This is a genomic window from Acinetobacter sp. ANC_7634, from assembly GCF_056779875.1.
Map to the genome: position 1 here is coordinate 145,336 of NZ_JBWYIT010000003.1, position 20,484 is coordinate 165,819.

Annotated in this window: 16 protein-coding genes and 1 pseudogene; 8 read left to right on the plus strand and 9 right to left on the minus strand. The window is 38.0% G+C overall.

Going from position 1 to position 20,484, the window contains the following annotated elements; all coding sequences use genetic code 11:
* Positions 1 to 2: 2 nt before the first annotated feature.
* Positions 3 to 353, plus strand: a complete 351-nt coding sequence (locus AC1M9A_RS05725) for a YbjQ family protein (RefSeq protein ID WP_092766864.1) — start codon at positions 3 to 5, stop codon at positions 351 to 353.
* 9 nt (positions 354 to 362) lie between these two features.
* On the plus strand, positions 363 to 803 hold the full coding sequence (locus AC1M9A_RS05730; protein WP_092766865.1) for a YbjQ family protein: 441 nt from the start codon (positions 363 to 365) through the stop codon (positions 801 to 803).
* Between the two features lie 162 nt (positions 804 to 965).
* Here the strand turns inward: AC1M9A_RS05730 and AC1M9A_RS05735 are convergent, their stop codons facing one another.
* Both AC1M9A_RS05735 and AC1M9A_RS05740 read right to left on the minus strand, forming a co-directional pair.
* Positions 966 to 1,772 carry an SDR family NAD(P)-dependent oxidoreductase gene (locus tag AC1M9A_RS05735; protein ID WP_035266703.1) on the minus strand — a complete coding sequence of 269 codons (807 nt, stop codon included), beginning with the start codon at positions 1,770 to 1,772 and terminating at the stop codon, positions 966 to 968.
* A gap of 18 nt (positions 1,773 to 1,790) precedes the next feature.
* Positions 1,791 to 2,471 carry a hypothetical protein gene (locus tag AC1M9A_RS05740; RefSeq protein ID WP_481590626.1) on the minus strand — a complete coding sequence of 227 codons (681 nt, stop codon included), beginning with the start codon at positions 2,469 to 2,471 and terminating at the stop codon, positions 1,791 to 1,793.
* Positions 2,472 to 2,658: 187 nt separating this feature from the next.
* On the opposite strand from AC1M9A_RS05740, the gene AC1M9A_RS05745 reads away from it, so the two are divergent.
* The 3 genes from AC1M9A_RS05745 to AC1M9A_RS05755 all read left to right on the plus strand — a co-directional run bounded on the left by AC1M9A_RS05745 (position 2,659) and on the right by AC1M9A_RS05755 (position 7,565).
* The gene (locus AC1M9A_RS05745; RefSeq protein ID WP_481609813.1) at positions 2,659 to 5,553 is read left to right on the plus strand and encodes a valine--tRNA ligase; all 2,895 of its coding nucleotides are present in this window, start codon (positions 2,659 to 2,661) and stop codon (positions 5,551 to 5,553) included.
* 67 nt (positions 5,554 to 5,620) lie between these two features.
* Positions 5,621 to 6,904 (plus strand): AAA family ATPase, encoded by a 1,284-nt coding sequence (locus AC1M9A_RS05750; RefSeq protein ID WP_481609814.1) that lies wholly within the window; start codon positions 5,621 to 5,623, stop codon positions 6,902 to 6,904.
* Position 6,905: 1 nt separating this feature from the next.
* Positions 6,906 to 7,565, plus strand: a complete 660-nt coding sequence (locus AC1M9A_RS05755) for an HNH endonuclease (protein ID WP_481609815.1) — start codon at positions 6,906 to 6,908, stop codon at positions 7,563 to 7,565.
* A 131-nt stretch (positions 7,566 to 7,696) separates the two neighbouring features.
* Here the strand turns inward: AC1M9A_RS05755 and AC1M9A_RS05760 are convergent, their stop codons facing one another.
* The 6 genes and pseudogenes from AC1M9A_RS05760 to AC1M9A_RS05785 all read right to left on the minus strand — a co-directional run bounded on the left by AC1M9A_RS05760 (position 7,697) and on the right by AC1M9A_RS05785 (position 15,158).
* Positions 7,697 to 8,095: an endonuclease domain-containing protein gene (locus tag AC1M9A_RS05760; protein WP_481609816.1), complete on the minus strand. Its 399-nt coding sequence runs from the start codon at positions 8,093 to 8,095 to the stop codon at positions 7,697 to 7,699.
* A gap of 32 nt (positions 8,096 to 8,127) precedes the next feature.
* On the minus strand, positions 8,128 to 9,072 hold the full coding sequence (locus AC1M9A_RS05765; protein WP_481609817.1) for a hypothetical protein: 945 nt from the start codon (positions 9,070 to 9,072) through the stop codon (positions 8,128 to 8,130).
* A gap of 339 nt (positions 9,073 to 9,411) precedes the next feature.
* Positions 9,412 to 10,130, minus strand: a pseudogene (locus tag AC1M9A_RS05770) (carbonic anhydrase).
* Between the two features lie 361 nt (positions 10,131 to 10,491).
* Positions 10,492 to 12,213: a thiamine pyrophosphate-dependent enzyme gene (locus AC1M9A_RS05775; RefSeq protein ID WP_481609818.1), complete on the minus strand. Its 1,722-nt coding sequence runs from the start codon at positions 12,211 to 12,213 to the stop codon at positions 10,492 to 10,494.
* A 188-nt stretch (positions 12,214 to 12,401) separates the two neighbouring features.
* Positions 12,402 to 13,439 carry a molecular chaperone DnaJ gene (locus AC1M9A_RS05780; protein WP_481609819.1) on the minus strand — a complete coding sequence of 346 codons (1,038 nt, stop codon included), beginning with the start codon at positions 13,437 to 13,439 and terminating at the stop codon, positions 12,402 to 12,404.
* Positions 13,440 to 13,496: 57 nt separating this feature from the next.
* Positions 13,497 to 15,158: a sensor domain-containing diguanylate cyclase gene (locus tag AC1M9A_RS05785; protein ID WP_481593897.1), complete on the minus strand. Its 1,662-nt coding sequence runs from the start codon at positions 15,156 to 15,158 to the stop codon at positions 13,497 to 13,499.
* A 309-nt stretch (positions 15,159 to 15,467) separates the two neighbouring features.
* On the opposite strand from AC1M9A_RS05785, the gene AC1M9A_RS05790 reads away from it, so the two are divergent.
* Entirely contained in the window at positions 15,468 to 16,145 is a 678-nt protein-coding gene (locus AC1M9A_RS05790) for a YetF domain-containing protein (RefSeq protein WP_092766869.1), read from the plus strand.
* Positions 16,146 to 16,227: 82 nt separating this feature from the next.
* On the opposite strand, the gene AC1M9A_RS05795 is transcribed toward AC1M9A_RS05790, so the two are convergent.
* Positions 16,228 to 17,220, minus strand: a complete 993-nt coding sequence (locus tag AC1M9A_RS05795) for an NAD(P)H-quinone oxidoreductase (protein WP_481609820.1) — start codon at positions 17,218 to 17,220, stop codon at positions 16,228 to 16,230.
* Between the two features lie 131 nt (positions 17,221 to 17,351).
* Here AC1M9A_RS05795 and AC1M9A_RS05800 point away from each other — a divergent pair, with 131 nt between their 5' ends.
* Both AC1M9A_RS05800 and AC1M9A_RS05805 read left to right on the plus strand, forming a co-directional pair.
* On the plus strand, positions 17,352 to 17,642 hold the full coding sequence (locus AC1M9A_RS05800; protein WP_481609821.1) for a hypothetical protein: 291 nt from the start codon (positions 17,352 to 17,354) through the stop codon (positions 17,640 to 17,642).
* 138 nt (positions 17,643 to 17,780) lie between these two features.
* Positions 17,781 to 20,240, plus strand: a complete 2,460-nt coding sequence (locus tag AC1M9A_RS05805; protein WP_481609822.1) for a glycerophosphodiester phosphodiesterase family protein — start codon at positions 17,781 to 17,783, stop codon at positions 20,238 to 20,240.
* Positions 20,241 to 20,484 lie beyond the last annotated feature (244 nt).

The window sequence follows — 20,484 nt, forward strand, 5'->3', positions numbered from 1 at the left end:
ACATGCTGTTAAGTAATTTAGAATCTGTACCTGGTCATCAAATTCAACAACAATTTGACGTGGTATATGGCAGTACCGTCAGAAGTAAACACGTCGGGCGTGATTTACTCGCAGGACTTAAGAATATCGTCGGTGGAGAACTCACTGCATACACGGAATTACTTGAAGAGTCTCGTCAAGAAGCAATGAATCGTATGATTGATAAAGCACGTGGCTTAGGGGCGAATGCGATTGTCGGAATTCGTTTCTCAACTTCCAATATTACCCAAGGTGCTTCCGAATTATTTGTTTATGGCACAGCTGTGTATGTCACACCGAATGCACCTAAAATTCCTGATCCATTCACCTCTTAAGGATTCGTTATGGATGGTATCATTTTTCAGGTGGTCATCTTTCTCATCCTATTTTGTATTGGATTTGGATTTGGTCGCTATAATGAACAAAAGCATCTTAAGCAACTTGATGAACAAGAAGCGCGCTTAGCTTATATCAAGTTAGATAGTCAGCGTTTTAAAACTTCTGAAAACCATGGACAAATGATCAGCAGTAATGTTGTGATTTCGCATGATTATTTTAAGTTTGTACTTGCGCAAATCCAAAATTTCTTTGGTGGACGCTTACGCAGTTATGAAAGTATTGTTGAACGTGCAAGACGTGAAGCTATTGTTAGACTTAAACTTGAAGCAGAAAAAATGGGCGCAACTGAAATCTTAGGGTTAAGACTCAGCACCACAGATTTAGGTCTTCAAGGTGGAATGGTTGAAGTATTCGCTTACGGAACTGCTATACAAAAGAGAGACTAAAAGTCTCTCTTCTTCTTTACAGGTATGTAGTAGTCACTCAAGCCGTACACTTTGCTTGAGGAGTCTTCAAACCCCTTATCGCTCGCATGATCATTGAGATAGAAAACCAGACATAGTTGATAAAATTTTTCTCATCGATACGCGGGTCACGATCATTAAAAATTACTTTACTTTCATTTTTCGGATCATTCGATACAGTATTGCTGGTGATAACCGTGAAATAAAGACGCCTAATTTTTCTTTTGCCCCACCCACGACAATATACTCATCCCCTTTCAATAATGCCTGTACGGTTTGTTTAGCAAATTCCTCTGCTTCTAAACCATTTTCAATGGCCTCATCTTGATAACCTTGGGGCTTTCCCTCACCGTTTAAAGCGTTAAAGGATACATTGGTTTTCACAAATCCTGGGAAAATTACCGAGACACCCACACCATCTTGCGCAACTTCAGCACGTAAGCTATTCGCCCACATATGAATCGCACCTTTGGCTGCCGAATAAGTCGCACGATATTGTGTGCCCAATAAACCAGCGACACTTGAGATAAAGGCAATTCGTCCTGACTTTTGTTGCTGAAAAGTCGGCAAAACCGTTTTGGTTAAAAAGACTTGAGAGAAATAGTCAACTTCCATGATCGCACGTTCAGTTTGCATGGTCGTGTCTTTAATTAATGCACGTTGTGATAGACCTGCATTATTGATTAACCAATCAATACGTCCTTTTTGTTGGAGAACTTGTTCATAAGCATGACGAACTTGTGATTCATCTGTGATATCCGCTTTAATGGAAATATGTCGTTCTGGGTGTGCCAAAGACTGCCTTACCGTTTCCAGCTCTTCAAAACGACGAGCCGTCAAAATAACCTGTGCCCCTAAACTGGCACATTCAGCAGCCAACGCTTTACCAAGACCCGATGATGCACCTGTAATCCACACCACTTTCTGATCAAGCTGTTCCAACTTTGCCATTCCCTTTATCCTTATGGTTTAAGCATTTAATTTTGCTTTTTGCTGTCCTTCATTATCAAGAAAAACCAGAAAATGGTCAAAGTACTTCACGATACTTTGTGCATCATGAATTTTGCTTAAATTTTCAAATCGCTTATACCCTAATCCTGTGGTCAGACTGATCACACCATTTAAGGTTTTATCCACCACCATATTAAATTTCAGCATTTTTTTAGGTTCACGAATTAAGCTCGTAACGCCTTGATCAACCACTTTAGTGAAGGCTTTTAAGCCAGGAGCAACATATTGATTTTGACCTTCACGCATACGTTCTGCACAGCCCAGTAACTCATTCACAATAACTTTTTCAACTGGGTATGAAATATAGTATTTTCCATCTTGTTCATACATCAAACTTTGTACATGATTCACCATAGGCATTAAGCGATCATTACCAAAAAATGATACCGACCAAGGCATGTATTTCAAGATTGCATCTTGCACTTGTTTCAATACTTTTGCTGAGTCTTGATCCTTTGCATTAGAATCTTTGACCAGTGTGCCAAAGGCTTGATCAATAATCTCACAAGCAATTTTGGACAGATTATCTCCAAGAATTTTAGCTTGCGCTTCACGATCTCCTGCATTGAGTTTTTGGTGAATGGTTTGATATTGCTGATAAGTTTCAGGTTGTAAGCGCAAAGAAATAGTATAGGTCATGCGATTGTTATCCTTTATTGTCAGGCCGATTCCGCGAGTTGACGCTGGCTTTAGTGTTATTCAAAATCAATTACTGTTCGATTGTGTGGGATTTGAAACGAGAATGCATTTGCTTAACGTGCCTCTCCATGCATTTTTTTTGCTACAATAGATGCAATTTTTTATCTACTTTTGATCTGTTCGAACTATGACTGATTCAGCGCAAAATATTGCTACAACCTACGATCCGACCGAGATCGAGAAAAAATGGTACCAAACTTGGGAAGAACGCGGTTACTTTAAGCCGTCTGAAAAAGGCGAGTCTTTCTGTATCATGATTCCGCCACCAAACGTCACTGGTAGCTTGCACATGGGTCATGGTTTTAACAATGCCATCATGGATGCTTTGACACGTCATAAGCGTATGTCAGGTTTTAACACGCTTTGGCAACCAGGTACTGACCATGCGGGTATCGCAACGCAAATGGTTGTAGAGCGTCAGTTAGGTGCGCAAGGCGTAAGCCGTCATGACTTGGGTCGTGATAAATTCATCGAAAAAGTATGGGAATGGAAAGAACAATCTGGCGGTAATATTACCCGTCAAATTCGTCGTTTAGGTTCGTCTGTTGATTGGTCACGTGAACGCTTTACCATGGATGAAGGTTTATCAAATGCTGTGAAAGAAGTGTTTGTAAAACTTCACGAAGATGGTTTGATCTACCGTGGTAAACGCCTTGTTAACTGGGATCCTAAATTACAAACTGCCCTTTCTGACCTTGAAGTTGAGTCTGATAAAGAAGAACAAGGTTCATTGTGGCACTTCAAATACTTCTTTGAAGACAAATCACTTCGTACCTACGATGGTAAAGATCACATCGTTGTTGCAACCACTCGTCCTGAAACCTTATTAGGTGATACAGCGGTTGCTGTTGCACTTGATGATGAACGTTATGCGCATCTTGTAGGTCAAAACATCATCCTACCAATCACAGGTCGTGCGGTTCCTATCGTTAAAGATGAATATGTTGATAAAGAATTCGGTACAGGCTGTGTAAAAATCACCCCTGCGCATGACTTCAATGACTATGAAGTGGGTAAACGTTGCGAATTGCCAATCATCAACATCTTCAACAAAAATGCTGAAGTGTTGGCTGAGTTTGAATATATCGCTAAAGCGGGTGAGCAAATTTCTAAAACCATTCCTGCGCCAGCAGATTACATTGGTTTAGAGCGTTTTGAAGCACGTAAAAAGTTAGTAGAACAAGCGGAAGCTGAAGGTTGGTTAGACCAAATTCAACCGTACACGTTGAAACCACCTCGTGGAGACCGTTCAGGTGTAATCGTTGAGCCGTTATTAACAGACCAATGGTATGTGAAGATTGCACCACTTGCGAAACCTGCAATTGAAGCGGTTCAAGATGGTCGTATTAAGTTCGTGCCTGAGCAGTACAGCAACATGTACATGGCGTGGATGAATAACATTCAAGACTGGTGTATCTCTCGTCAATTGTGGTGGGGTCACCGCATCCCTGCTTGGTACGATGCAGAAGGCAATGTATATGTAGGTCGCAATGAAGCTGAAGTTCGTGAGAAAAACAACATTCCTGCCGATGTTCAATTAGATCAAGATGAAGATGTACTTGATACATGGTTCTCATCGGGTCTTTGGACGTTCTCAACTTTAGGTTGGACGGGTGACGAAGCGAAAGATAAAGAAAACTACTTCTTAAATACGTTCCACCCGACTGATGTTCTTGTAACAGGTTTCGACATCATCTTCTTCTGGGTTGCGCGTATGATTATGCTTACGATGCACTTCATGAAAAATGAAGATGGTACGCCACAAGTGCCGTTTAAAACTGTGTATGTACACGGTTTGGTTCGTGATGGCGAAGGTCAGAAGATGTCTAAGTCTAAGGGTAACGTACTTGACCCATTAGATTTGATTGACGGTGTGGATCTTGAAACTTTAGTACAAAAACGCACAACAGGTTTGATGAACCCGAAACAAGCAGCGAAGATTGAAAAATCAACACGTAAAGAATTCCCTGAAGGTATTCAATCTTACGGTACAGATGCAGTTCGTTTCACATTCTGTGCGCTTGCAAACACAGGTCGTGACATTAAATTCGACATGAAACGTGTTGAAGGTTACCGTAACTTTGCGAATAAAATCTGGAACGCAACTCGTTTCGTGATGATGAACTGCGAAGAGCAAGTGATTGGTCAAGAGGTGCGTCAAGACCTTTGGGAATTGCCTGAACAGTGGATCGTGAGCCGTCTACAAAAAGCGGAACAAGCAGTGCAAACAGCATTTGCAACCTACCGTTTAGACTTGGCTGCACAAGCGATTTACGAGTTCATTTGGAATGAATACTGTGACTGGTATGTAGAGCTGACTAAGCCTGTTCTGAATGATGAAAACGTATCGGTTGAGCGTAAAGCTGAAGTGCGTCGTGTTCTTCTTTCTGTGATGGAAGCATCTTTACGTTTGGCACATCCATTAATGCCTTACTTAACAGAAGAAATTTGGCAAACGCTTGCGCCGAAGTTAAACATTTCTGGCGAAACGATTATGCTGGCGCAGTATCCTGTTGCTGACCAAGCGTTAATTAATGAACAAGCTGAAGCTGATATGCAATGGCTTCAAGGTTTGATTGGTGCGGTACGTAATATCCGTGGTGAGATGGGCTTAGGTAATGCTCGCTTGTTGCCTGTTCTGCTTCAAAACACGACGGATAGCGAGAAAGCGCAAATCGCACGTATTGAACCGTTGTTTAAAGCATTGGCTAAAGTTGAAAGCATTACCTTCCTAAGCGATGCTGAACAACCGCCATTGTCATCTTCTTCTGTTGTAGGTCATGTGTCTGTATTCGTTCCAATGAAGGGCTTAATTGACCCTAAAGCGGAATTGGGTCGTTTGCAAAAAGACTTAGACAAGGTTCAAAAACAGCATGACCAAATTGCCAACAAACTTTCTAACGAAGGTTTTGTGGCAAAAGCACCTGCGGCTGTGGTTGAAGGCGAGAAAGTGAAACTTGCTGAGTTCGCTGATCAATTAGCGAAGATTAAAGCGAATATGGAGCAAATTGCAGCGCTTTAATGTGTTGTTAATTTAACCAAATTTGTAGTATAAAGGGCTGATTATTCAGCCCTTTATATTTTACGATATGGCTTTTATTCATAAGCATAACAGTAGTGGAAAAACTTATACTTTTTATAGTGATGAAATTACTTCAACAGAAAAAAATATATTTACTGTTCTTGTAGGAAAAAATGGTAGTGGAAAAAGTCGCTTACTAAATAGTTTAGTAATGCGAGGAGTTGAGGAAAGAAAATATGTTCTTGCTTTTTCTAACTCTATGTATCATAAATTTCCTCAGCTTAATAACGATAAAACTTTTGGTTATTTATGCTACGCAAACAATAAGAATATATTAAAAAATTATGCTTACTGTAATGCTCTGCATGGACTAATGGATCAAGAGTTAGTGCATTTAGCGATTGAAAAACAGTTATTTCACAATATGCCACTAATGCAATTTAAAGAGTGGAATATACAAAATCTTATACCTTTGTTAATTCTAAAATTAAAACAAGACCCTCACCGTGCTTATTTATTAGAGAAAGTTTTAGATTTCTTAGGTTTCGAAAAGAACATCCATATTACTTTTAATCGAAATAAAAAATCATCAGATATTTTCATTAATGCATTTAATGAAAAAATGTTAGCCTTTCAAAATAAAACTGAAAATCATGAAATTCTTAAAGAAATTGCTATTAATCTTTATAATAATAAATTAACTGATTATTATTTTCCTATGGCTAGAGATTTAAAAACATTTTCAGCAGTGGGTTATGGTATAGCTTTAGATCTGTGGAAAATCAAAAAAATTAATTTTATAAAAAAAGGCGAAAAAATTTCATATCGAGATCTTAGTTCTGGTGAAACATCATTTTTAACTCTCGGTTTATTCTTACTAATATTCCTAGAAAATGATTCAATTATATGTGTAGATGAACCTGAGATTAACTTACATCCTGAATGGCAAAGTCAGGTTATTAACTTTCTAAACAATGTCTTTCAAAAATTTAAACAATGTCATTTTTTTATAGCCACTCATGCTCCACAAATAATTTCGGGAGCTAATGGAGAAAACATTTATATTCATGATTTAGAAAAAAATATAAATCAAAATATTAATAATTTTAGAAATAGATCTTCCGACTTTCAATTAAGTGAGGTTTTCAACTTTCCTGGTAACAATAATGAGTATTTAATTAGAAAATTAATAGTTATTTTAAACAAGTTGAACACAGAGGAGAATTTTCATCTAGACCTAGAAAGCCAAGAACTTTTTAAAAATCTAGATATTTTAATCAATAATAAAAAAATTCATGAAGATGATAAAGTGTTCGTTCTTTTCAGCCTTATAAAAAGTTACAGAGGTTGAAATGCAAGTGTGTCAAATACCTAGTGAACTTCAAACTTTTATTGATAACTATGATAAAGAGAACTATCAGCTTTGGAATAATGAGACAAATAAAGATGTACAAGCTTTTCGATCTTTAATTCGTGCTCACTATTTATCTGATCAAAAACTTACTTGCTTTTACTGTAAGCAATATATTTGTTCAACTAATGGATTCCATTGGCAAGTAGAGCATATTTTACCTAAATCATTATTTCCTCAATTCTTATTTGAATCTAGAAACTTAATTGTCATTTGTCCAGACTGCAACCGAGAAAAAGGGGATCAAAATCCTCATGTTAATGGAGATAGAGCTCGCTCACAGCCTACCTATCCGCGCACGAGTGGGCGCTTCAAAATCATTCATCCTTTATATGATATATATGAAGATCATATTGAACGTATCTCTGCAAATCACTGTGATTATCCAGATCACTATTTCCTAAAAGCTCACACCCCTAAAGGTAAAGCTACTGTAAAAATGTGTGACTTAAATCGTTTTTATCAGGAATTTGCAGGCTATAAAGATATGAAAGGGAAACAAGTTGCAGCTTTGGATGAATTTATTGAAGAAAAAAATATAAACCTACTGACACGTGAGCAAAAAATGGAATTGGTTCAAAAAATTATGGCAAGTATGTAACCCTCACCCCAGCCCTCTCCCATAGGGAGAGGGAGCATCATTTGATTTAATCTCTGTATGAATTTCACAATGGAATTCCCTCTCCTGAGCAAGTTTTAAAGCACTGCTTTAAAACGAAGCGCAAGTGAGGGTTAGGGAGAGGTATTTTTCAGTTCACTACACTTCATCCACAAATCCTCCAACACCACATCCGTCCGCCCCAACACATCATGATTCCAATACCGCAGAACAGTTAAACCCAAAGCCTCTAAAAACTTAGTGCGTTCAACATCATATTCAACAGCGTCATGCATTCCATGCTGGCTACCATCCAACTCAATTACTAAACCAATTTCATGACAGTAAAAATCCACAATATAAGGTTTGATCACATGCTGACGACGGAATTTGAGATTCATAAAACGCTTGGCACGTAGAATTTGCCACATGAAGTGTTCAGCATCGGTAGCGGTGTGTCGCATGCTTTTGGCGAATTCTAATAGTTGGGGATCTTTTTCATTCTCCTCTCCCATAGGGAGAGAACTTTTCATTATGATCTTCATTATTTTTTGCTTGAATTAAGCTAAATCTTAAATTGAATGAAAGGATCGTTATAATCTTCATCAACTTCAAACCCTGCTTTCTTAATCTCATGCTCTTCTTCCTTACGAGCCAATAAACACTCTTCTCTGTATTTTTCTAGTTTTATTTGTTTTTCATTAATTGATAATTCATCTAGATATAAATCATCAGCACCATAAAAACTTAAAGCACTGTATATTGAAGCTAAGTACCGTATCTCAAATGTGGCTGAATAATCACGGTTATAAAAAATAGAAATTTCAAAATCTTCCACATAAAAGTAACTATCGAGTGATAAAAAGTCTTCGGATTCTAATACAGATTTAAATTCATCAAATTGAATGAGATCAGGGGCGAGACAAGTATGATCACCAGAAGCTAGAATTTTGTTGTAGTCCTCTTTTTTATAACGAATATCATCTAGAGCAAAATAGTTTTGACAACCTAAATCAAGTAAGTTTTGCATAAAGCGTTTGTAATCTTGGAAAGCATCTTCTAATGAACTATTCGCTTTCGTCCACCTTTGCTCGAACTCAATTCCCTCAATGATCTCATTGGTTTGTTTAAGGGAAAGATCATAGACATTGTCAAATTTCAAAGTCTTACCATTGAGTTCTAAATTCAGCTCAGTATTCCTTTCATAAGGATCATCACCAAAATTACAAGCATAATAACAATATCGATTATTTTTGGGTTCTTGTACGGTTTCGACACTCATTACACGATTTTGGTTTTTAAAGCGAATGAAACTATCTTGTGCCAATGAGATGACGACTGTTGAAGCATCAGTTAAATCCACTTTAGCAAAACCTGACCGACTCTTAGGCTCTTGAATCTCCTGTTGAGCTTCGACAACGGCGCTCTGCGTTAAATTTGAACCAAATAATTTATAAGCTGTGAATAATATTGCAACTACAATAAAAGCTAAGATGATAAAAAAACTCATTTATTCTTTTTCTCTTTTTGTATGTATATAAAAATGTCTGGACATTTAATTTAGACATAAGTCTTGTCATCTTTAAAATAACGTACCTTACTGTACTTATTCAAACTAAAAATAAAAAAACTAAAATATCCCACATTCCAACAACATCCCGATACCACTCTCTTCCATCATATACATCAACCTTTGCTTTTAAGATTTTAAATATTGCTTTATCCCCCATCTCCTTGCAAAGCATTGCTTCTCACCCCATAGGGAGAGGAGAACATTATTAGAGAACTCTACGCTCTATCAATATTCCCCCCACTCCCATTTCAATAAAGATAAGTCTTTACCTTTACATCAATTCTCCACCACCACTCGACCATTCAACGGCTGAATAGGTCGATTATTCGGATGTCCCAATAACTTGGCAAAGTCCTCAATCTGCTTGGCTGAGGCTGTTTGAATCTCTTTTAAGATTAGCCAGCGAACACCCTAGAACATGGAGGTGTGGTGAGCGACCCACTAAAACGATAATAATCCAAATTCTTTGGCAATAAATGATTAACAGACTGGGGCTGTTTTAACTCAACTGTTTGCCCTTTTTGCTTCGGTAATGAATTCCATATTCTTGCCAATTGCGGATTCTCTGCACCTTGTGCATACATCATCCCCACGACAGCCAGCTCTCCTTTGGCATTGGCATGTACAAAATGGATTTCTAGCGGATATTGTTTGCCATGGATTTTATTTTCACTTGGGGTATGCAAATGAAACTGCTTGAGTTGAAAACGATCACCGTCCAGCATCAGCTCTCCGCCTTCTTTAAAGTCGACTTGTACCGTGTGTCCATTGTTATGAATACGTTGAATCAAAGTTTGATAGCTAAACTGCAACGGTTTCAAATCCGCTTTTACAGAACGCTCAATGTTAATTGGTGACTGATTATGACCAGAACAGGCTGCAAAATTGGGACTCAGTGTGTTCCATTGTTCAGGGTGGTGATAATCCCAATCTGCACCTGCCCATACACTTGAAGAAAGAATAGAAAGTGAAAATATTTGAAAAAAACTTCTCATCATTAAACCTTAATACGCGAACCGTTCATTAATTTATGTGATTTTTACCATTATTATTTTGATCTATTTGATATTTCCTCATAGATCAAATGATCTCCACATCTTGATCATGACTGAATCAAAAATGGAACATAGTTATAGAAACTATGAGAATTTGGAACAATGACGATATTGATCAAAATGATTTTATGAAGGGTTAATGCTTATTTTTTAAGATAATTTTTATTGTAAATTTACTGTATTTTTTTATTATAATTTTACTTAACGGTATAAAAAAAGCTTCTTCAAGACTAGCAGATATAAATATCCCATGAGTACTTGAAGAAACTGTCATAAAAAATGATTAAAGAGACGAACGATTTTATTTAATAAAATTATTCACGATTAGATCTTTTACCTCATCTCCTCGACCAGCTAAAACCGCCTTCATCGCATACAATGAAGTCGCCTTCACTTGCTCAAATTTTGGTTCTGGTGGCATCACCAACTCTACTGGGTTGGTATGAATATCGATTAGTGCAGGACCATCATGAGCTAAAAATTTCTGAATAGCTGCTTCCAAACCATGACCATCTTTTTGAGTCATGCCATAAATCCCGATCGCTTCAGCGACTTTGCCAAAATCAGGGTTCGATAATTTAGTAAAATTATCCAGTAAGCCATCAACTTTTTGTTCAAGCTCTACAAAATTGAGCGAATGGTTATTAAAGACAACAATTTTGATCGGCAACTTTTCCTGTACGATGGTCATGAGATCACCCAACAGCATACTCAGACCACCATCACCACATAGCGCAATCACCTGACGTTCAGGAAAGGCTTTTTTAATCCCGAGTGCTTGAGGCATCGAGTTTGCCATCGTACCGTGCAGTAAACTACATAGCAATTTACGCTTACCATTGGTATCGATGTGACGAAGCATCCATAGTTTCGATGAGCCTGCATCTCCAGTGAAAAATGCATCATCATCTGCATATTTGTTGAGAAGCGCCACCACATATTGCGGGTGGATCAAACCATCTTTACCTATACGCTCTTCTTTCAAACGAGCTGCATCTGCAACTTTCTTTAAATCTAAGCACTCTTGAATAAAGTGTTGGTTCTGCTTGTTTTCAACTAAAGGGATTAAAGCACGCAGCGTTGGTGCAATATGTCCAACAGCACCAAAATCTATAGGATAGCGACGACCTAAATGAGTAGCATCGACATCGATTTGAATAATCTTCGCGTGTTTAGGATAAAACTGTGGCCACGCAAAGTCCGTTCCAAGCAGTAACAATACCTCACTATGATTAATCGCATGTAAGGCTGCTTTATTACCATACATACCATTCATCCCCATATTATAAGGATTATCATATTCAATAAAATGTTTTGCACGTGAGGTATGCACAACGGGTGCATTTAATTTTTTCGAAAGTTCAACCACTTCATCGTGAGCATGCTGAGCTCCAATACCTGCATAAATCGTGACTTTTTGATGAGCATTGATGAAGTTTTTAATCTGATCAAGTTCAGCAGGATTAGGCGTAGTTTCAGGCTGCGGATGATGTACCTTGAAATCCAATGTTTCCTGAATATATTGACTGCTGATATTGGTTGGCATAATGACCACCGCTACGCCACGTTTATTCAGTGCTGCCTGACAGGCCAATGTCATCACATGTCTGACTTGACTGGCTGCTTTGATCTCCTCGCAATATACAGAACAACTTTTATAAATTTCTTTAAAGTCGACATATTGGGGAAAATCTAAATAGCCTGCTTGTTCGGTTGAAAGTTGGCTTGCGATCAAAACCACAGGCGCACCATTACGGTGTGATTCGTACAGACCATTAATAAAATGCAAGCTTCCAGGACCACATGAGCCAGCACATACTGTTAAATTGCCACTCATCAATGAATCTGCACCTGCTGCAAATGCACCTACTTCTTCATGGCGAACATTGATCCATTGAATAGAACTACGCGATAAAGAATCGGTAAAGTGATTAAGCGTATCTCCAACAATGCCGTAACAGTGCTTTACGCCGACTTGTTCCAACACTTCAATCATAATGTCTGAGACTTTTTTACTTTTCATGTTATTCCTAGTTTTAGTTTTTAGAACATTATCGTTATATTATGGTCAATACATCAAATAAATGCGACAAAATACACATTTTATATAAATTATAATATTAATTTTTTAATAATAGGACAATCAATCATTGAGAAATACGGAATGAGTAGATGTCAGTAACAGCTATTTATAGCTCGTATGTTTTGGATTCAAAGAAGTGAATGTTCAATCAAAAATGCTAACCCGGAAGCTTTTGACATTTCCATTAAACGCTGCTTTTCCAATTTGAGTTGTTGTTTTAACGATGAAACATCTTGGTCAATCTGTTGATAGAGCTTTTGAATATTTAAAGCACCTTGAGTTTTTTGTACTTCAATTTTTGCCTTGTTTGACCACACTAAGCTATTAATCAATATCTGGATTTGCTTTTCTAAAGTTAAACTCTGTGCTTGCAATACTTGTTGATAGTACTTCAATTGATCTTGCTGAATAGCTTTCTGTATACCGACTTGAAGTTGCTCGACTTCAAGTTGTAACTTCAATAGCGTGAATAAATCCTCTTGTTCATAAGCTTCATTAACACGTTGTAATAATGCCGTCTTTGCAGCCTTCTTGGATTCATCCGGTTCACGGTCTGGATGAATGATAGAAGCTGTTTTGAGATATACTGTTTTCAGGGATTGATTCACTAACTTTTCTGCTTCGGCTTGTTTATCTTGCTGCCGTTTAAGTTTGGCTTGCTGCCTTGCTTGTTGATACTGCGCTTTGTCCCACAATGAATCGTCATCAATCGTTGAATCATTTTGTTCACCATGAGCATCTGGTGCTTGACTAGATTCGAAGTTGTTCTTTTTATCTTGCTTATTTCGTGGTTGAGCAAACACCTGTTCGAAATAAATATGTAATTTTTCAACTGTCTCAAGTTGAGTTTCATTGAGCATATTTGATTTGCTCAACATTTGGGTCAAGTTAAAACACTTCTCTTCCACAACCTTTTGAGACGACTTATTTAAATCAATTTGACTTAGGCTATTCCATAGACTTTGTAATTGCTGAAACAGCACTTGATAAACATCACGATAGACAGGAATAAGTTTCTTCTGCGTGTAGGTACGAATTTCTTCTTGGGCGTGTTGCCATGCGGATAATTGTAATTTTTGCTGCTCAATCTGATTAATCAAAACCCGTAGCTTATGATCTTGAACAAGTTGTGCAGAAGAACTGGATTGAATTTCGAATGAAGTCACGTCAGGTGTTTAGTCCAATGAGAGAATACTGAGTTTAACAAAATGTGGATGCTTTATTTAAGCATCGATCACAGTTTGATTTCGACCATTGGCTTTTGCTTGATAAAGATGTCGATCTGCTCGTTTAAGAATGGCATAAGCATCAGCATCGTTGAGATCAGTCACACTGACACCAATACTGACGGTCAAAGTTTTCTCTGCCAAAATAACAGCTTGTTCCACCAATGTACGAATTTTCTCTGCCAAAACTTGCGCACCCATCAGATGTGTTGCAGGCAATAAAATTACAAATTCTTCACCACCATAACGTGCCACAAAATCGGTTTCACGCGTTGCTTGATCAAGGATTTTTGCTACTTGTTGTAACACTTGATCCCCTTGATCATGACCATATTGATCGTTGACTTGCTTAAAATAATCGACATCCAATATAAGTGCTGCATAGCCAATTTGATTTCTTTTATGTTGACCAAATAAGTATTCAAGTTGTTCGTTTAAAGCACGGCGATTGTGTAAACCTGTTAATGCGTCATGTCGTGACAATCGAATCAACTCAAGATTAGCCAATTCAAGTGCTCGAGTGCGCTCTTGAACCTTACGCTCTAGAGATTGGTTTGCCTCAAGCAATTGTTGTTTCTGTTCCAATAAGGTTTGCGTCATGCTTTGTAGAGAATGTGATAATCCTTGGATTTCACGGATGCTGCTTTGACTATGAAATGCCGTATGCACGTCTCCCTGTTCGACCGCATAAGCCGATTTAGCTAAAGCCTCAATGGGTCTGCTCAATTTATTGGCAAGTTGATAAATCACATAAAAGATAAACAGCGAGACGAATAAACCAATCAGGAAGATTTTGAACTGCAAATCACGCATATCTGCCAAAGCAATCGCCAAAGGTTGACGAATTACCACATGCCAACCAATATCACTTTTAGTCTCGGACTCCACCGCAATATTTGCGGTTAAGAAATCCTGCCCTTCATTCCAATCATCAATATAATAAAGTGCATCGTTGACTTTAAGTTGAGGTGGCTTGACTCGTCCAATACTTTTAAATGGATACAGCAGTTCACCCTGTTTGTTTAAGATAAAGACTTCTATGCCACGCTGAGATGCTGTTTGAGATAATGCTTTATTGAGAATATGACGTGCCCACTCCCAATCTGCATGTGCAGCTAACACTCCTTTTAATTTTTGAGTATTTGGATCATAGATTGGTGTTGCGAAATCAATAAAACGCATCGGCTCATGAGGATTTAAAGCTTGAATTTTTTTTGCCAATAACACAGCTTCATGCACATCACCTAAGTATGTACCCTGTAAACCTGCCTTAAACCATGGCCGTGAAGAAACGTTTTCACCTTCAAGAATACCATCCGCAGCAATTTGAACATCACCGTTTAAATCTGTTACCCCCATCCAAGCATAATAGACATACGCATTTTTGACTTGTTCCAAGCGTGTACGAACACGTGGATCATCTAGACTTGCTTCTGAAAAGAATGGAGATTGGCTGAGCAGCACCATTTCGCGCTCGCGTTCGGCAAGAGAAGCTGCCAAGGCATTACTGATATTTTTTGCTGCGACATGTAGGGTCTGTCCACTGGCTTTAGCCAAGTGCTGAGATGCGATATTTCCAATATACAGCGATACGCATATCCCAAGGATAATGGTTAATCCAGCAAATATGAACAGAACGCGATTACGGAATGAATCCAAAATACACCTTAACTCTTGGTTAAACACCGAAACATGCAACCATAAGAATATAACAGAATATTACAAATACATAACAAACATTTCGGATCATTGTAATGAATAAAAAATGCCAACCTTATCTCATATATTCAAAATCCTGATTAACATTAACAACTGTAATTCCACTCCCTATCTTTTAAACAACATGATTTAATATTCAAGTCACGCACCACATCTACATAAAGTCATAATAATTCGACAATAATTCTGTATTTCTTTTTTTTGGCGCTTGATAGCTTAAGTAGAATCACCTAGAAAATTGAGGAACAAATGGATTTTGCTTCTATCTTTTTTTACGACACCACATGGGTGTTTGTTTTTGAAATTTTAATCCGATGTGTGGTGATGTATTTACTCATCATTCTTTTTCTTCGTTTGACTGGCAAGCGAGGGGTTAGACAACTCTCCATCTTTGAAGTTGCCATTATTCTTTGTCTTGGATCGATTGCTGGAGATCCAATGTTTACGGAGGATTTACCCTTAATTCAAGCCGTAGTCGTCATGAGTGTGATCATCTTGCTTTACCGCACCACAACGTGGTTAATGATGAAATATCAGCCTTTCGAAGACTTAGTCGAAGGTAAATCCTGTTACATCGTAAAAGATGGCATGCTCGTCCTTGAAGCATTCAAGCGAGGTAATATGTCGCATGATGAGTTCTTTTCGGAAATGCGTCGTCAATCTGTTGAGCATTTAGGTCAAATTCGAGTCGGTCTATTAGAGTCCGATGGGAATTTCAGTATTTTGTTTTATCCCGATGAACAAGTTAAATATGGCTTACCAATTTTTCCAGATCAAGCTCAATCAATATACAAGGTAAAACCTAGCGTAATATATGCGTGTACACATTGTGGATTCTGTACTGAACTTCAACAACCACTTCAAGATTGTCCGCGCTGTTCTTGCCAAGATTGGACACAAGCAATCAACAGTCTAAGAATTGGTTAGCAGATGAATAATCTTAAGTCTGTTGAGAAGAAGCAGATTATTCATCCTCAGCACTGACTGAATCGAACATAGGTGGTTAAGATTAATCCAACACTTTCACCACAATTTTACCAATGTGATCACCTGCATCCATTGCCAAATGAGCCGCTTGAATCTCATCAAAATTAAAAGTTTTATAGATCATCGGTAGACATTCACCTTTTGCCCATAAAGGCGCAACATGTGTCTTTAAATCTTGAGCGATTTTGGCTTTTTCTGCTGTGGTACGTGCACGCATGGTTGAACCAGTAATGGTTAAACGCTTCATCATGATTTGACCTAATTTTACGCCGTCGGCTTTAGCTCCTCCAAGAAATGCAATATAAACCAAACGTCCATCACGACCTAGTATATTCAGGTTTTGAGCTAAATAAGGCGCTCCAACCATATCTAAGACAATATCTACGCCATTTTCTTCTGTCGCTTGCTGAATGACCTGTTCAAAGTCTTCCGTTTTATAATTAATTGCATGCGTCAAATCTTGAATTGCTTTTACTTTCTCATCTGAGCCAACAGTCGCAAAAGTTTTTAAGCCAAATGCTTTACACAACATTAATGCTGTTGTTCCAATCCCACTGGTTCCGCCATGGATTAAAGCCGTTTCCCCCGCTTTAGCTTTGCCCATTTGAAAAATATTCGCCCAAACGGTAAAAAATGTTTCTGGAATTGCAGCAGCTTGAATATGACTCACCCCTGCAGGAATATTAATCAGCTGAGATTCAGGCACCACACAGTATTCCGCATAACCACCACCATTGGTAAGTCCACACACTTGATCCCCCACCTGATAGGCGTTTACCTCAGCCCCTACTGCAACGACTTCCCCTGATACCTCTAACCCAGGTACAGGTGTGACCCCTTTAGGCATTGGATATAAACCTTGGCGCTGTAAAATATCAGGACGGTTAATGCCGAAAGCATGTACTTTCACCAAGACTTCATTGTCTTTAGGTTGCGGAATATCAACCGTTTCATAAGCCAACTTCTCAACGCCGCCTGGTTCAGTAATGATCACATGTTGCATGCTTTGTGCCATAATCAAATCCTTTATTTACAATACTTTTCATTCATTTCAATCAATTTCATCATAGTTGATCGCATTGATAAAGTCCTGTATTACTTATGTATAAGGATGAAAACGAATCATTATTTTTTGGGGAAAATAATATGCGTTACTTGCTGCAATTTATTTTGCCATGCAGTTTTGCTGCCTTGGTCATCATCTGTTGGACTTTTTTGTTACGTTTTCCATGGGATTCAGCAGTAATTGCGATGATCTACTTCCAAATTGGGCTGGTGTTGTTATTGCTATACATTGAATACGATGCGAGCAAAGTGGATGGTGCAGCAGGTTGGACTTTTTTAGTTTTCTGTTTTTTTGAAATGATATTGTTCGTCGCTTTGGGGATCATTCGTATCATTATTGGTGGATGGCAAGTTTTAAATCTTTTATTTTGAACCTTGCCTCAGACACGAATATTAAAATAACTCAATAATATAAACAAAGCTTCGTATTTTTCTGATTTACAAAGGAATTGTAACCTTAATTTCATAGATTTTAAGGTCGTCATGGATCGTACACTCGAGAATTTTAAAATGAAAAAGCAGACTCTAGTTGTCACACTATCGCTCATGCTCGGTTTAGCAGGATGCTCTGGGGAAGATCAAGCTAAATCAACCTTACCAAATACTCCTGAGCCAACCATACCAATTCAGCCTGAAGATCCAAAACCATCCCTACCACCAGATCTCGAACCTGAAACACTGATCAATGTTCCACAACCAAACACTTATTTAAATCTGGATTTTACTGAACTTTATTCAATACCTTCTGATTGGAATATTCTGCCTTCAAATCCAGGTAGCATTCAATTTAAAGAGGGTGCCTTACTGATTGATGGTCGCAAAGATTTAACCAAACCCACCACCATCATGTTAAGTTCGGATTTTCAAAAGCTTCGCAACTATAAAATTGAGTTAGAATTTGAATACCTTGAGCGTAATAACGGTACTCGTTGGGGAAGTATTATTTATAGAGCTTCAGATGTGTTTGCTCAACCTGAATATACACCATACTACCAATTTGCTATTCGTGCAGATGCATCTGCTTATAATGGTCTAGAACTCGCACTTAGACGTTCGAATAACACATGGAATGTCATCAATACATCCAAATTTGAATCAAACATCGCTCTAGATACGCCTTATAAGGCTACAGTTGTTGTTCATAATCAACGTGTTCGTCATTACTTAAATGATCAATTGGTTTTTGATGGCGAATTACCCACCAACCTAAACCAAGGTGCCATTGGACTTTCAGCAGCAGGATTGCTGATGAAGGTCAACACAATACGGGTGATTGAACAACTTGATGCTCTCCCTACTCAAGATCGGATCACAGATGTCATTGATCACAAATATCCAGTTGCAATGGCGCCCGCTTTAGCACAACCAGCCGACTCATCAACAAATGATAACGCTCATACCGCCACTTATATTGCGTACCAACTTGATGAACAATTATTTTTAAAAGATTTCGACAATAAGACCTCGATGCACCTCAGAAGTCTTCTTTCTGATCAAACCAAAAGAACACTTCCTCTTCTGCATATCGACTCTGAAAACACACTGGCTGAATTAAGATCTTTGTCTTCAGATTATGATTTTAGTGATGTCACGCTAGTCTCTGATGATCCATATCTATTAAGAAAAGCGCGTGTGGAGATTCCAGAAATCCGTACAGCATTGGATTGGTCTGAAAAGTACAATTTGATTTCAGATCAAAATAGTGTTGTGAAAATTGCACAGGCAACCAATACATCACTTTCTAAAATTGTGATTTTACCAGCCCATTTGGTTCAGTCTCATGTAGTTGCACACTTGCAACGTTTATTGATCACACCTTGGGCAGGTTTTACCCACAATACTTCTGGACAAACCAGTCCTAAGCTTGATGCCTATCAAGCTGCTGAGATATTAACAACAGGCGTAAATGGCATTTATACACATCAGCCTGAATTATTTCATTCCATCATGCGCTCAATGGCGCCCAACACCCTACTTCGTAAACCACTCATTACAGGTCATCGTGGAATTCCATCTCAAGTTGATGAAAATACCCTTGAAGGTATTCTTAAGGCGATAGAAGTTGGTGCTGATGCCGTGGAATATGATGTTTATCTGACAAAAGATGACCATGTCGTTTTAATGCATGATAAATCGGTTTTACGCACAACGGGTATCGCAAAAAATATTGAGAACATGACGCTCGAAGAGGTTCGTAAACTTAAAACGACCGGGCAGCGACTTGCCATACCGACGATGGATGAAGTATTGGCTGCAGTAGTTGAAAAATACCCACATGTCACCAATTTTATCGAGATTAAGAGTGCAAAACCCGAAATAATTTCAAAAATTAAAGATTTACTTGATAAATATGATGCATATGGTCAAGTGATTGTCATAAGTTTTGATGGGCAACAAATTCTTGAAATGAAGAATACTCTAAAAGGTGTATCAACGGGTTTATTGGTATATCCACCAAAGGAACAAACTACTTTTCTAAACATTCGAAGAATTTTGGAAACAACACGACAATTTTCTTCAACATTCAATCCGAATTATAGTGGTTTGAATCAGGATGTCATGTATCTGGCAAGTTTACGTGGGGTGACCTTCTGGCCTTGGACGTTCCGATTAATTAAAAATGATTTCTATCGTATGTACATTCAAGGTACACATGGGTTGACCACAGATTATGCACAAGATGCATCGAATTTTGTGGTCAAAATTAAAACTCCACGACAAATAACAGCAACTGTTGGTCAACCTTTACAAATTACTGGGCAAAAATTAACGCAACTGGGTCAATCTAGTTACCAAAGCTTCAATACGATGCTCGTACTACCAGGCTCTGCAAAATATAGTCTAAATGGTCAATCTGTGAGTTTCAGTGAACGTGGTACAGCCTATGTCATGCCAAGCTACCAATACACCATAACACCCAATTTCACCTATACCATCTATGCAAAACCCGTGACTGTGACCATTCAATAAGCACATCACATTGATATTTGGAGACCAATTCAGTTCGCTGAGTTGGTTTTTTTCGAAAATCGCATTTTCCCTCATCTTTTCATAAGATTTCAACTGGACTTTTAATGATGTTCACCGCTTAAACACGACAGTATTTAAAACTGATGAATTTCATAAATATTTAATATGTAATATTTTTTTTACTTTATGACAAATCCATAGAATTGTCATTTTATGTACTTAGATTGTGTCTCGCTTAGGGACA

Bases quoted from the DNA above. Each gene is read 5' to 3' on its own strand.
- AC1M9A_RS05795 (WP_481609820.1), bottom strand. From the start codon at position 17,220: ATGGCACAAAGCATGCAACATGTGATCATTACTGAACCAGGCGGCGTT.
- AC1M9A_RS05730 (WP_092766865.1), top strand. From the start codon at position 363: ATGGATGGTATCATTTTTCAGGTGGTCATCTTTCTCATCCTATTTTGT.
- AC1M9A_RS05750 (WP_481609814.1), top strand. From the start codon at position 5,621: ATGGCTTTTATTCATAAGCATAACAGTAGTGGAAAAACTTATACTTTT.
- AC1M9A_RS05805 (WP_481609822.1), top strand. From the start codon at position 17,781: ATGAAAAAGCAGACTCTAGTTGTCACACTATCGCTCATGCTCGGTTTA.
- AC1M9A_RS05725 (WP_092766864.1), top strand. From the start codon at position 3: ATGCTGTTAAGTAATTTAGAATCTGTACCTGGTCATCAAATTCAACAA.
- AC1M9A_RS05735 (WP_035266703.1), bottom strand. From the start codon at position 1,772: ATGGCAAAGTTGGAACAGCTTGATCAGAAAGTGGTGTGGATTACAGGT.
- AC1M9A_RS05745 (WP_481609813.1), top strand. From the start codon at position 2,659: ATGACTGATTCAGCGCAAAATATTGCTACAACCTACGATCCGACCGAG.
- AC1M9A_RS05740 (WP_481590626.1), bottom strand. From the start codon at position 2,471: ATGACCTATACTATTTCTTTGCGCTTACAACCTGAAACTTATCAGCAA.
- AC1M9A_RS05755 (WP_481609815.1), top strand. From the start codon at position 6,906: ATGCAAGTGTGTCAAATACCTAGTGAACTTCAAACTTTTATTGATAAC.
- AC1M9A_RS05790 (WP_092766869.1), top strand. From the start codon at position 15,468: ATGGATTTTGCTTCTATCTTTTTTTACGACACCACATGGGTGTTTGTT.
- AC1M9A_RS05775 (WP_481609818.1), bottom strand. From the start codon at position 12,213: ATGAAAAGTAAAAAAGTCTCAGACATTATGATTGAAGTGTTGGAACAA.
- AC1M9A_RS05800 (WP_481609821.1), top strand. From the start codon at position 17,352: ATGCGTTACTTGCTGCAATTTATTTTGCCATGCAGTTTTGCTGCCTTG.
- AC1M9A_RS05760 (WP_481609816.1), bottom strand. From the start codon at position 8,095: ATGAAAAGTTCTCTCCCTATGGGAGAGGAGAATGAAAAAGATCCCCAA.
- AC1M9A_RS05765 (WP_481609817.1), bottom strand. From the start codon at position 9,072: ATGAGTTTTTTTATCATCTTAGCTTTTATTGTAGTTGCAATATTATTC.